The sequence below is a fragment of the Kitasatospora sp. NPDC059803 genome (assembly GCF_042732255.1).
GTDB lineage: Bacteria > Actinomycetota > Actinomycetes > Streptomycetales > Streptomycetaceae > Kitasatospora.
This window is the reverse complement of record NZ_JBHWIJ010000036.1, coordinates 1-12,558: the sequence shown is the minus strand read 5'-3', so window position 1 is coordinate 12,558 and position 12,558 is coordinate 1. Positions and strand designations below refer to the sequence as shown.

The 12,558-nt window shown below is 75.9% G+C and carries 7 protein-coding genes and 1 riboswitch; of the genes, 3 read left to right on the top strand and 4 right to left on the bottom strand.

Annotated elements, in window-relative coordinates; all coding sequences use genetic code 11:
* The first annotated feature begins 107 nt into the window (after positions 1 to 107).
* Positions 108 to 764, top strand: a complete 657-nt coding sequence (locus ACFV6I_RS08830; RefSeq protein WP_380424016.1) for an alpha/beta hydrolase-fold protein — start codon at positions 108 to 110, stop codon at positions 762 to 764.
* A gap of 89 nt (positions 765 to 853) precedes the next feature.
* Positions 854 to 914, top strand: a riboswitch (guanidine-III (ykkC-III) riboswitch).
* Between the two features lie 12 nt (positions 915 to 926).
* The gene (locus ACFV6I_RS08825; RefSeq protein WP_380424015.1) at positions 927 to 1,781 is read left to right on the top strand and encodes an MBL fold metallo-hydrolase; all 855 of its coding nucleotides are present in this window, start codon (positions 927 to 929) and stop codon (positions 1,779 to 1,781) included.
* Between the two features lie 24 nt (positions 1,782 to 1,805).
* Here the strand turns inward: ACFV6I_RS08825 and ACFV6I_RS08820 are convergent, their stop codons facing one another.
* From ACFV6I_RS08820 to ACFV6I_RS08805, 4 genes are read right to left on the bottom strand one after another with little or no spacing between them, the layout of a single operon-like run.
* Positions 1,806 to 2,357 (bottom strand): Uma2 family endonuclease, encoded by a 552-nt coding sequence (locus ACFV6I_RS08820; RefSeq protein ID WP_380424014.1) that lies wholly within the window; start codon positions 2,355 to 2,357, stop codon positions 1,806 to 1,808.
* Positions 2,358 to 2,404: 47 nt separating this feature from the next.
* A complete protein-coding gene (locus ACFV6I_RS08815) occupies positions 2,405 to 3,793 on the bottom strand; it encodes a DHA2 family efflux MFS transporter permease subunit (protein WP_380368960.1) in 1,389 nt (462 codons plus the stop codon).
* The gene (locus tag ACFV6I_RS08810; protein WP_063349847.1) at positions 3,790 to 3,975 is read right to left on the bottom strand and encodes an MbtH family protein; all 186 of its coding nucleotides are present in this window, start codon (positions 3,973 to 3,975) and stop codon (positions 3,790 to 3,792) included. The genes ACFV6I_RS08815 and ACFV6I_RS08810 overlap by 4 nt, the downstream gene beginning before the upstream one ends.
* On the bottom strand, positions 3,968 to 11,332 hold the full coding sequence (locus tag ACFV6I_RS08805) for an amino acid adenylation domain-containing protein (RefSeq protein WP_380424013.1): 7,365 nt from the start codon (positions 11,330 to 11,332) through the stop codon (positions 3,968 to 3,970). The genes ACFV6I_RS08810 and ACFV6I_RS08805 overlap by 8 nt, the downstream gene beginning before the upstream one ends.
* A gap of 124 nt (positions 11,333 to 11,456) precedes the next feature.
* Between ACFV6I_RS08805 and ACFV6I_RS08800 the strand changes: the two genes are divergently transcribed.
* The coding region (locus ACFV6I_RS08800; RefSeq protein WP_380424012.1) for an amidohydrolase at positions 11,457 to 12,558 on the top strand (1,102 nt) is incomplete at its 3' end.

The window sequence follows — 12,558 nt, the reverse complement described above, 5'->3', positions numbered from 1 at the left end:
CCCCCCCCCGGCCCCCCCCCCCGCCGCCCGGGGGGCCGGGCCCCCCCCGGGGGGGGTGCCCCGGGCGGGGGGGGCCCCGGGGGGCCCCCGAGGTGGCCGGGCGGCAGGTGGACGTCCACCTCCCCGCCGGTGGCGGAGCGTCCGCCGGTGGCGGGCCGTTCGCGGTGGCCGTGCTGCTGGACGGCGAGATGTGGGGCGAGGTGCTGTCGGTCGGCGACACCCTCGACAACCTGGCGGCGGACGGCGCCATCCCGCCCACCGTCGCCCTGCTCGTCCACACCATGGGCCCCTGCCGCCCCGACGACCTCAGCTGCAACCCGGCCTTCGTCGACCTCCTCGCCGACCGCCTCCTCCCCTGGGCGGCAGCGGAGTTCGGCACCACCACCGACCCGGCCGGCACCGTCATCGCCGGCCAGAGCGCGGGCGGCCTCACCGCCGCCTTCGCCGCGTTCCGGCGCCCCGACCGCTTCGGCGGCGCGCTCTGCCAGTCCGGTTCCTTCTGGTGGCCGGACGAGACGGAGTTCGACGAGGGCAGTGAGTGGCTGACCCGCCAATTCGCCCGCGAGCAACGGCGGGAGGCCCGGTTCTACGTCGAGGTCGGCCTCCAGGAGTGGATGCTGCTCCCGCAGAACCGCCACCTGCGCGACGTCCTCACCGCCCGCGGCTACGACCTCGCGTACCGCGAGTTCAACGGCGGCCACGACTACGCCTGTTGGCGCGGCGGGCTGGCGGACGGGCTGGCGCACCTGCTGGGGCGTGCCTGACGGTTCCCGGCGGACCGGCGAATCGGCGGACCAGGCGGACCGGCGGACCGGCGCGCGGCGACGGGGGCGTGCTAGCGTCCCGGTGGCGGCGCGCCGGTGACCGCCCCGAACGAGATGTGCGCCGTACCCGGCCCGCCAAGACGACGCACCCAGGGAGACGTCATGGCCGCCGGTGCCCCGATCGCCCGTCCGCTCGACGTGCGGTGGATCCACGGATCCCCGTCCGCGAAGCACAACACGGACCCGGACATCCAGGTCCACGCGTACGACGAGCACACCGTCATCCTGCGGCAGAACAAGGCGGTCAACTACGAGGCGCCGTTCCTGTTCCTGCTGTTCGGGGGCGAGCGGGCCGTCCTGATCGACACCGGGGCCACCGCCTCCGCCGCGTACTTCCCGCTGCGCACCGTGGTCGACGGGCTCATCGACCGGTGGCTCGCCGACAACCCCCGCGACGGCTACGGGCTGCTCGTCCTGCACACCCACCCGCACGGCGACCACGTCGCGGGCGACGGGCAGTTCGCCGACCGGCCCGCGACGACCCTGGTCGGCGCCGACCCGGCCACGGCCTGGCCGTACTTCGGCTTCGACCAGGACCCGGACGCCGTCGCCCAGGTGGACCTCGGCGGCGGCCGGGTGCTCGAATGCCTGGCCACCCCGGGCCACCACCCGGCGGCCGTCACCTACTACGACCCGTGGACGGGCCTGCTGCTCACCGGCGACACCGTCTACCCGGGCCGCCTCTACATCGACGACTGGCCGGCCTTCACCCGCACCGTCGACCGGCTGATCGACTTCGCCGAACGCCGCCCCGTGACGCATCTGCTCGGCTGCCACATCGAGATGACCCGCACCCCCGGCGTCGACTACCCCATCCGCACGACCCACCAGCCCGACGAGCCGCCCCTGGAACTGACCGTCGGACACCTCCGGGCCATCCGCACCGCACTCGCCGACCTCGGCGACCGGCCGCGCCGGCACGCCCTGCCCGACCTGATCCTCTGGCCGAGCGCCTGAGCCCATCGGTCAGGCGCTCGGCGATCAGTCCTTGTACGGGACGAGCCGCGCGAGGTCCAGTTCGAAGCCGAACGGATCGGGAACGCCGATCGTCTCGCCGAACTCCCGCTCGGTCCTCGTGTGGTACCGGTCGTGGTTCGGCTCGGAGAACAGCGTGGCCGTCCGCTGCCGCGGGTCCACGATCAGATAGAGCGGGAAGCCCATGCGCGGGTAGTCGCGGACCTTCCCCGTCCAGTCGTTCTCGGGATTGGACGGGGAGACGATCTCGACGGCGATCAGGGCCAGCTCGGCGGGGATGTCGTGGCCGGCCAGGTCGATGACGTCCTCGGGCAGGTACGTGAGGTCGGGATTGTGCACGGAGCCGACCTCGGGTGAGGAGAGATCACTGTTCCCGGTGGGGAAGTAGCCGGGAGGGCAGTGCGCCTCGAACTGGCGTTGGACCAGCGCGAGGTTCAGCTGGTGGACCGACGACGGTGACGCCTGCATGACGATGATGTCGCCGGACAACTCCACCTTGTAGCCGTCTGGGAGACTGCGCCGGGCCTCTTCGAGAAGACGGTAGCGCTCGGGGTTCATGGACTCTCCTCCAGTGCTCCGGCCACCGTACGGCAGCCGGAGCCGATTCAGGGTGCCGGCGCCTCCCGGGGGAGGCGGGTGGTGAGGAGGGTGCCGGCGGCGACCAGGGCGGCGGTGAGCAGGAGGGCGAGGCGGTAGGGGCCGGGTGAGCCGCCGTCGGTGTCCAGGGCGCCGATGAGGGCGGCGGTGGCGGCGATGCCGAGGGCGCCGCCGAGGGTGCGGACGATGGTGAACAGGCCCATGGCCCGGCCCATCGCGGGCCCGGGGACGTCGGCGAAGCCGGCGATCTGGACGGTGAGCACGGCGGTGCCCAGGACGAGCCCGACCGCGAACATCAACGCCCGGACGGCCCAGGGGTTCTCGGCGAAGCCGAGGGCGGCCAGGACGAGGGCGGCGAGCAGCAGCGCGGGCAGCGCGAGGCGGCGGGGGCCGAACCGGGGCAGCAGGCGGTCGACCACCTGGGAGGCGGCCATCAGGCCGATCGCCTCGGGGAAGACGCTCAGCCCTGCGTCGAGGGCCGAGGCCCCGAGGGCGGCCTGGTAGAGCAGCGGGAGGACGAACAGGGCGCCCATCAGGCCGGCCGAGGTGAGCAGGGCCAGCCAGGTGGCGGTGCCGAAGGTGCGGTCGGCGAGCTGCCGCAGGTCCACCAGTGGTTCGGCGGCGCGGAGTTGGTGGCGCACGGCGATGCCGAGCAGGAGGAGCCCGGCCACGCCGCCGAGCGCCACCGGGGGCGAGGACCAGCCGTGCGCCGGGCCGAAGCCGAGCGCGTAGGTGAGCAGCCCGAGGCCGGGGGTGGCGAGCAGGAAGCCGGTGGTGTCGAAGCGGCCGGCCGGGGGCTCGTCCGCCGCGCGCAGGCCGATGAGCCCGGTCACGACGGCCGCGACCCCGATCGGCACGTTGACCAGGAACAGCCAGTGCCAGGAGAGGTGTTCGGTCAGGAGGCCGCCGAGCGGCGGGCCGAGGGCGGGCATCAGGGCGGTCGGGACGATCAGGAACCGGCCCAGGCCGGCCCGCTCGTGCGGGGCGAAGGCCCGGAACAGCAGGGTCATCCCGACGGGGGTGAGCAGCCCGCCGGCCACGCCCTGGACGGCCCGCGCGGCGGCGAGCGAGCCGAGGCCGGGCGCGGCGGCGCACAGGGCGGAGGCGAGGGTGAACGCGGCCAGGGAGCCGAGGAAGACCCGTTTCACGCCGAACCGGTCGCCGAGCCAGCCCGCCACCGGCAGGCCGACGGCGAGGCCGACCAGGAAGGCCGTCTCGACGGCGTTGGCGGCCGAGACGGGCCGCCCGAAGTCCTCGGCGATGGTGAACAGCGCGGGGTTGACGATGGTCGAGTCCAGGCCGTTCATGCACATCGCGGCGGTGTAGACCACGACCACCGCGGCGCGCCCCGCGAGCAGGGGGCGCGCCGGGGCGGCCTCGACGGCCGGAGGGGTCACAGGTCGGTCCAGTGGGCGGTGATCCACTGCACGGCGTCGGCGCGCTCGCACGGGCCGTGGGAGACGTTCCAGCCGGCCGGGACGGCGGCGAAGGCCGGCCAGAGCGAGTGCTGGCCCTGGTCGTTGACGAGGGCGAGGAACTCGCCGTCACCGTCGAAGGGGTTGGCGGGGGCGTCACTCATCGGAGGACTTCTCCAGGTGGTCGGTGATCACGCGGGCGATGTGCGCGATCGGGGCGGGCAGGGTCATGTCCTTGTGCGAGCAGGCGACGTCGGTGTTGTCGATGCGGCCGGACACGTACGGGGTCCAGAGTTCGGGCACCAGGGTCTCGTCGATGGTGTCGACGGTGGCGCGGAAGAACAGCACGTCGCCGTCGAAGGGGCGGTGGTCGTGGCCCCGGACGAGGTGGTTGGTGTTGAGGTAGATCCGGTTGAGGGCGGCCACGGTGGCGTCGTCGAGCCCGGCGAGCGGGCTGCCCTCGCGGCGCAGCAGCTCGGTGACGGCGGCGAGTTCGAGCGGCCGCCCGGCGAGGTCCTCGGGGCCGTAGCCGCCCATGGTGAGCAGCGCCTCCAGCGCCTCGGCCTGGTCGGGGACGGGCAGGTCGCGGAAGCCCTCGGCGGGGTAGGCGTCCAGGATCGCGAGCAGTTCGACGGCGTGGCCGAGGTCCTGGAGCCGGACGGCGACGGCGTGCGCGATGATCCCGCCGGTGGACCAGCCGAGCAGCCGGTACGGTCCCTCGGGCTGGACCTCGCGCAGCCGGTCGACGTAGTGCGCGGCCAGTTCGTCCAGGGTCTGCGGCAGGGGCCGGGCCGCCGTGGCGGCGCCGACGCCCTGGGCCTGGAGGCCGTAGATCGGCTGGTCGGCGGGCAGGTGGCGGATCAGGCCGGTGTAGCACCAGCTGAGGCCGCCGGCGGGGTGGACGGCGAACAGCGGGGTACGGCGTCCGGGCGCGGCGGGGCGCAGCGGGAGCAGGACGTCCAGCGCGTCGGCGCTCTGCGAGCCGGCCGCCAGGGCCGCGTCGAGGGCGGCGACGGTGGGCGACTGGAACAGGGTGCCGATGCCGACGTCCAGGCCGAGCAGTTCGCGGATCCGCCCGGCGAGGCGGACGACCAGCAGCGAGTGGCCGCCGAGGGCGAAGAAGTCGTCGTCGACGCCGACCGCCGCGACGCCCAGCACCTCGGCGAAGAGTTCGCACAGCTGCTGTTCGCGCGGGGTGCGCGGCGGGCGTCCGGCGCCGGTGGCGGGTGCGTCGGGGGCGGGCAGGGCGCGGCGGTCGAGCTTGCCGTTGGCGGTGAGCGGCAGCCGGTCCAGCAGGACGACGGCGGAGGGCACCATGTGGGCGGGCAGTTCGACGGCGGTGTGGGCGCGCAGGTCCTCGGGGGTGACGGCGGCGGCGGCGCTCGGGTCTTCGAGGCTCGCCGTGGTGACCGCGTAGCCGACCAGTCGCTTGTCGCCCGGGGCGTCCTCGCGGACGACCACGGCGGCGTCGGCGACGCCCAGGTGGGCGGCCAGCACGGCCTCGATCTCGCCGAGTTCGATCCGGAAGCCGCGCAGCTTCACCTGCTGGTCGGCGCGGCCGAAGTACTCCAGGACGCCGTCGGCGCGGCGGCGGGCGAGGTCGCCGGATCGGTACATCCGGGTGCCGCGTTCGCCGAACAGTTCGGCGTACGGGTCGGCGACGAAGCGCCCGGCGGTGAGGTCGGGGCGGCCGAGGTAGCCGCGGGCCAGGCCGGCCCCGGCGACGTACATCTCGCCGGTGACGCCGGGCGGGACGGGCTGGAGGTGCTGGTCCAGGACGTAGACCCGCAGGTCGGGGATGTTGACGCCGATGGTGCTGCTGCTCCCGGCGGCGGCGGTGGCCCGGTCGAGGGCGATGTAGGAGACGTGCACGGTGGTCTCGGTGATGCCGTACATGTTGACCAGGGTGGGCGCGTCCTCCGGGTGGCGGGCGTACCAGTCGTCGAGCCGGGCCAGTTCGAGCGCCTCGCCGCCGAACACCACGTAGCGCAGGGCGAGTTCGGTTCCGGGGCGGTCCCGGTCGGCGGCGCTGAGCTGGTAGAAGGCGGACGGGGTCTGGTTGAGCACGGTGACGCGCTCGCGGGCGAGCAGGTCGAGGAAGGCCGCCGGGTCGCGGCTGACCAGGTGCGGGACGACGACCAGGCGGCCGCCGTGCAGCAGGGCTCCCCACAACTCCCAGACGGAGAAGTCGAAGGCGTAGGAGTGGAAGAGGGTCCAGACGTCGTCCGCGCCGAAGCCGAACCAGTGGTCGGTGGAGCGGAACAGCCGGACCACGTTGTGGTGGGTGACGGGCACGCCCTTGGGCCGGCCGGTGGAGCCGGAGGTGTAGATGACGTAGGCGGTGTCCTCGGCGTGCAGCGGGCGGGTGCGCTCGTGCTGGGCCAGCGGGGTGGCCGGGTGGGCGGCCGACTCCGGTCCGTCGACGAGCAGTTGGGGCACCTGGTGGGCGGGCAGCCGGGGTGCGGTGGCGCGGTCGGTGAGCAGGGCGGCGGGGGCGGCGTCGGCCAACATGTAGGCGAGGCGGTCGGCCGGGTAGTCGGGGTCGAGCGGCAGGTAGGCGGCGCCGGACTTGGCCACCGCGAGGAGGGCGACGACGAGTTCGAGCGAGCGCGGCAGGGCGAGGGCGACGATGGTGCCGGGGCCGATGCCGTTGGCGGCCAGCAGTCGGGCCAGGCGGTCGGCGCGGGCGGCGAGTTCGGTGTAGTCGAGCTGCTCGTCACCGCAACTGACGGCGACGGCCTGCGGGTTGGCGGCGGCCGCGGCCTCGAACAGCTCGGCCAGGGTGGCGTCCGGGGCCGGGGTGTGCGGAGTCGAGGTGCCCGGGGCCGAGGTGCCCGGGGCCGAGGTGCCCGGGGCCGAGGTGTGCGGGGCCGAGGTGTGCGGGGTGCCGTTCCACTCGACGAGGGCGCGCAGCCGTTCCTCCTCGCCGATCAGCGGGAGCCGGCCGATCGCGGTGTCGGGCGCGGTGGCGGCGGCGGTGAGCAGCCGGGCGAGGCGGGTGGCGAGCCCTTCGACGGTGGCGGCGTCGAAGAGGTCGGTGCGGTACTCCAGGAAGCCGCCGATGCCGCCGTCGGGGAGCTCGCCCGCGTTGAGGGTGAGGTCGAACTTGGCGGTGCCGCTGGGGACGGCGGCGATCCGGGCGGTGAGGCCGCCGCCCAGCGGGTGGGGCTCGTCGGGGCGGCTCTGCCAGGCGAGCATCACCTGGAACAGCGGGTGGCGGGCGAGGGAGCGCGGCGGGTTGAGCTCCTCGACCAGGCGGTCGAAGGGCAGGTCGGCGTGCTCGTGGGCGGCGAGGACGGTGCCGCGGACCTTGCCGAGCAGCTCGCGGAAGGTCGGATCGCCCGAGGTGTCGGTGCGCAGGACCACGGAGTTGACGAAGTAGCCGACCAGGTCGGCGGTCTCGGGGTCGTCGCGGCCGGCGACCGGGGTGCCGACGGGGATGTCGGTGCCGCAGCCGTGCCGGGTGAGCAGGGCGGCGAGTCCGGCCTGGACGGCCATGAAGACGGTGCCGCCGGCGGTCCGGGCGAGCACGGCGAGGGCCGCGTGCGCCTCGGCGTCGAGGGTGAAGGGCACGGTGGCGCCGTGGTGGCCGGCGACGGCGGGGCGCGGGCGGTCGGTGGGCAGTTCCAGCTGGTCGGGCAGGCCGGCCAGGGCGGTGCGCCAGTAGTCCGACTGCCGCGCGGCGAGCGGGCTGGGCGCCTCGGAGGTGCCGAGCAGCTGCCGCTGCCAGGCCGCGTGGTCCGCGAACTGCACGGCGGGCACCGGGAGTTCCGGTGCGCGGCCGGCCAGCCCGGCGGTGTAGGCGGCGGACAGGTCGCGGACCAGCGGGGTGGTGGACGCGCCGTCGCTCGCGATGTGGTGGAGCAGCAGGAGCAGGGTGTGTTCGGCCGGGCCGTGGGTGAACAGGGTGGCGCGCAGCGGCGGCCGGCCGGTGAGGTCGAAGGCGTGCCGGACGGCTTCGGCGAGCTCGGTGCCGTCGTGCAGTTCGACGGGCGCGGCGGGCAGCACCCGCTGGTACGGCGTACCGTCCGGCTCCTCGCCGTAGACCGTGCGCAGCACCTCGTGCCGGGCGGCGAGGTCGCCGAGGGCGAGGGTGAGGGCGGCCCGGTCGAGCGGGCCGGTGAGGGTGAGGGCGAGCGGGATGTTGTAGGTGGGGCTGGGGCCCTGGAGCCGGTGCAGGAACCACAGGCCGCGCTGGGCGGGTGACAGCGGCATCCGGTCGGTGCGCGGCACGGGCACCAGCGCGGGGCGGGCCTCGGGCTCGCCGCCGGGGTGCGCGTCGAGCAGCGCGGCGAGCGCGGCCGGGGTCGGGTGGCGGAAGACGTCGGCGAACCCGACGGCGGCGGCGAAGGTCTCGCGCAGCCGGGCGGCGAGGCGGCCGGCCAGCAGCGAGTGGCCGCCGAGGTCGAAGAAGGAGGCGTCCCGCCCGGGCGCCTGCGGCAGGTCGAGGACGTCGGCGAACAGCCCGCAGACCAGTTCCTCCTGCGGCGTGGCCGGGGCCGTGCCGGGCTCGGCGGCGGCGGGTTCGGGCAGGGCGCGGTGGTCGAGCTTGTCGTGGGCGGTGCGCGGCAGTTCGTCGAGGACCAGGACGGCGGCCGGGACCATGTGGCCGGGCAGCCGGGCGGCGAGCGCGGCCCGCAGCGCGGCCGGGTCGAGGGCGACGCGGGGGGTGGGGGCGGGTTCGGCGGCGTCCTCCGACATGGCCTCGGGGACGGCCTCGGGGGCGGCCTCGGACTCGGAAACCGCCTCGGACTCGGAAAGCGCCTCGGAAGCTGCCTCGGCAACGGCCTCGGGGACGACGTACCCGAGCAGCCGCTTGCCCTGCGGACCGGAGCGGGCGATCACCACGGCCTGGGCGACGCCCGGCAGTTCGGCGAGGACGGCGGCGATCTCGCCGGGCTCGATCCGGAAGCCGCGGATCTTCACCTGGTCGTCGGCGCGGCCGAGGAATTCCAGGGTGCCGTCCGGTCGGCGGCGGGCGAGGTCGCCGGTGCGGTACATCCGGTCGCCGGGCGGGCCGAACGGGTCGGCGAGGAAGCGTTCGGCGGTGAGGTCGGGGCGGCCGAGGTAGCCGCGGGCCAGGCAGGCCCCGGCGACGTACAGTTCGCCGGAGACGCCGTCGGGCGCGGGGCGCAGCGAGCCGTCGAGGACGTAGGCGCGGGAGCCGCGCACCACCCGGCCGACCGGGGCGCCGTCGGGGCCGGGCGTCCAGGCGTAGGCGTCGACGGTGGTCTCGGTCGGGCCGTAGAGGTCGATCGGGTGCAGGCCGGCTGCGGCGGTGAGGCGCTGCCAGAGGGCGGGCGGGGTGGCTTCGCCGCCGACCGCGATGACCGCCGGGCGGTGCCACTCCTCGTCCAGGATGCCTTCGGAGAGCAGGACTTCGAGGTAGGAGGGGGTGACGTCGAGGTAGTCGACGCGCTCCCGGTGCAGGTGGCCGGCCAGGGCGGCCGGGTCGCGGTAGGTGGCGTCGTCGAGCAGGTGCAGCTCGTGGCCGTGGACCATCCACAGCACCGGGTCCCAGGAGGCGTCGAAGGCGAACGAGGCGCTGTGGGCGACGCGCAGGCGTTCGCGGCCGGTGCGGCGCACGGCCGGGGCGATGTGGTCCTCGCCGTGGCCCGCGTACAGGTTGGCCAGCGAGGCGTGGGTGACGACGACGCCCTTGGGGCGGCCGGTGGAGCCGGAGGTGTGCAGCACGTAGGCGGCGTGGTGGGGCCGGGGGGCCGGGGGCGCGGTGGCGGGCTCGGCGTCCGCGTCCCCGGGCAGGACGGTGGGCAGGCCGGCCGGCAGGTCCAGTTGGGTGAGGGCGTCGGCGGTGCCGACCGCGCAGACCGGGCGGGCGTCGTCCAGGACGGCGGCCAGGCGCTGCCGGGGGTGGGCGAGGTCGAGGGAGACGCAGGCGCCGCCGGCCTTGAGCACGCCGAGCATCGCGACCAGGGTGTCCACGCCGCGCGGCAGGGCGAGTGCGACCGGCGCACCGGCGCGCACGCCGAGGGCGTTCAGGCGGTGGCCGAGGCGGTTGGCGGCGGCGTCCAACTCGGCGAAGGTGAGGGCGGTTTTGCCGCTGCGGACGGCGACGGCGGCCGGGGTGCGGGCGGCCTGCGCGGCGAACAGCTCGGGCAGCGTCCGGTCGAGCGGCGGCTCCGCGCGGCCGGCGGTGGCGCGGCGCAGGCCGTCCGGGTCGAGCAGGTCGATCCGGGCGATGGGCGTCTGCGGGGCGGTGAGCAGCAGGTCGGTGAGGGCGTCGAGGTAGCGCAGCAGCCCGTCACGGTGGGCGGCGAGCGAGGCGGCGTCGTGGCGGGCGGGGTCGGCGTCGAGGACGAGGCGCAGCGCGCCGCCGGGGGCGGGCGAGACGCCGACGGCGAGGTCGTCGACCGGCCCGGCGGCGAGGTTGCGGACGACGCCGGGCAGGCCGGCCAGGTCGAGATCGCCCTCGAAGGCCTTGATGTTGACCATCGGGCCGAACAGGGCGCGCCGCTCGCCGGTCAGCCCGAGGTCGCGGCGCAGGTCCTCCAGCGGGTAGCGCTGGTGGCGGCGGACGGCGCGCAGTTCGCGGACCACCCGGCGCAGCAGCGCCTCGGCGCTGTCGGCGGGGCGGACGGCCAGGCGCAGCGGGAGGACGTTGGCGGCGGCGACGGGGGTGCGCAGGGCGGCCGGTCCGCGGCGGTTGGCGAGCGGCAGGCCGAGCACGACGTCCTCGGTGCCGGCCAGGCGGTGCAGGTAGCCGGCGGTGGCGGCGAGGAGCAGTTCGGCCCAGGTGGCGCGGGCGGTGGCGGCGGCGCGCTCCAGTCGGTCGCGGGTGCCGGCGGGCAGTTCGGCGGTGAGGCGCAGGGGGGCCTGGGCCGGGGTTGCGGACAGCGCGGGCGCCGGGCTGCCCGGCAGGGTCGCCGGGGTGTCGGCGCCGGCCAGGCGGTCGGCCCAGTAGGCGCGGTCGGCCGGGTACTCCTCGCCGTCCCGGTAGGCGGCCTCCTCGGCGGCGACCTCGGCGAGGGTGGCGAACGGGCGTGCGGCGGGCTCGGCGCCGGTGGTGTGCGCGGTGTACAGCTCGGCGAGGCGCTCGCCGAGGAGGTTCAACGCGTAGGCGTCGACGGCGAGGTGGTGGATCCGCCGGTACCACTGGTACCGGTCGTCGGCGAGGCGGATCAGCGCGTGGGTGAACAGCGGGCCCTCGGCGAGGTCGGCCGGGCGGGCGAGGTCGGCGCGCATCCAGGCCTCGGCCTCGGCGGCCGGGTCGTGCGCGGCGCGCAGGTCGAGGTGGTGCAGCGGCCAGCGGCGGCCGGGGCGCGGCTGCTGGCGGGGCGTGCCGTCCGGGCCGGTGACGACGACGGCGCTCAGCGCCTCGGCCTCGTCGACCGCCTGCCTCAGCGCGTCCTCGAACCGGGCCTCGTCGAGCGGGCCGGTGATCTCGACGGCGTCGCCGGTGTTGTAGACCGGGCTGTCGGGGTCGAGTGACTGCGCGTACCAGATGGCGGCCTGGGCGGCGAGCAGCGGGACATCGACGGCCTGGGTTTCGACGGCAGGCATGGTTCGGGGTGCTCCTCGGGGTCCGGCGAACGAAACGCCTAGTTAGGTTAGCCTAATCTAACTTCATATGATCTGCTCAACGGCCCCCCAGTGCGGGGGCCCTGACATCACGGAGGCGCCGCCCATGCCCCTGACCGCGACCAAACAGGCCGTCCGCGAACGCGTCCACGCGCACCGCGCGGAACTGCTCGCGCTCAGCCACCGCATCCACGCCCACCCCGAGACCGCGTTCGAGGAGCACCGCGCGGCCGCCTGGTGCGCCGAACTCCTGCGCGCCCACGGCTACGCCGTCACCGCGCCCGCGCACGGACTGGACACCGCGTTCACCGCGAGCCTCGGCAGCGGGCCGGTCACCGTCGCACTCGTCTGCGAGTACGACGCGCTGCCCGGCCTCGGGCACGCCTGCGGGCACAACCTGATCGCCGCCGCCGGCCTCGGCGCGGCACTCGGCCTCGCCCCGTACGCCGACCAACTCGGGCTCACCGTACGGGTGATCGGCGCGCCCGCCGAAGAGCGCGGAGCCGGAAAGGCGCTGCTGCTGGAGGCGGGCGCCTTCGACGGCGTGGACGCGGCGATGATGGTGCACCCCTGCCCGGTCGAGGTCGCCGACTTCCGCTCCTTCGCGCTCGGCACCCTCTCCGTCCGCTACACCGGCCGCGCCGCCCACCCGAGCCTCAACCCGCACCAGGGGCGCAACGCCGCCGACGCGCTCACCGTCGCCCAGGTCGCCCTCGGGCTGCTGCGCCAGCACCTGCCGCCGCAGTGGCGGGTGCACGGCATCACCACGGCCGCCGGCACCGCGCCCAACCTGATCCCCGACAGCGCGAGCGCGGAGTACGAGATCCGCGCCTCGGCGGCCGAGGACCTCGCACAGCTGCGCGCCCGGGTCGAGGACTGCTTCCGGGCCGGGGCGCTCGCCACCGGCTGCGAGGTGACGCTCGACCGGCCCGAACCGGACTACCTGGACATGCGCTCCGACCCCGCCCTGCTCGCCCTCTGGCGGGCCAACGCGGCGGCGCTCGGCCGGCCGGAGCCCGTCGAGAGCGGGCCGTTCGCGTGCACCGACATGGGGAACGTCTCCCACGCCGTGCCCGCCATCCACCCGGTGCTGGACATCACCGGCGGCGGGGGGGGGCCCCCCCCCGCCCCCCCCGGCCCGCCCGGCGGCGGCGCGCGGGCCGGCGCCGCGGGCGGCGTGGGGGGGGGCGGGCGCGGCGCGGGGGCCG

Coding starts and splice junctions, on each gene's coding strand:
- ACFV6I_RS08825 (WP_380424015.1), top strand. CDS start 927: ATGGCCGCCGGTGCCCCGATCGCCCGTCCGCTCGACGTGCGGTGGATC.
- ACFV6I_RS08820 (WP_380424014.1), bottom strand. CDS start 2,357: ATGAACCCCGAGCGCTACCGTCTTCTCGAAGAGGCCCGGCGCAGTCTC.
- ACFV6I_RS08810 (WP_063349847.1), bottom strand. CDS start 3,975: ATGAGTGACGCCCCCGCCAACCCCTTCGACGGTGACGGCGAGTTCCTC.
- ACFV6I_RS08805 (WP_380424013.1), bottom strand. CDS start 11,332: ATGCCTGCCGTCGAAACCCAGGCCGTCGATGTCCCGCTGCTCGCCGCC.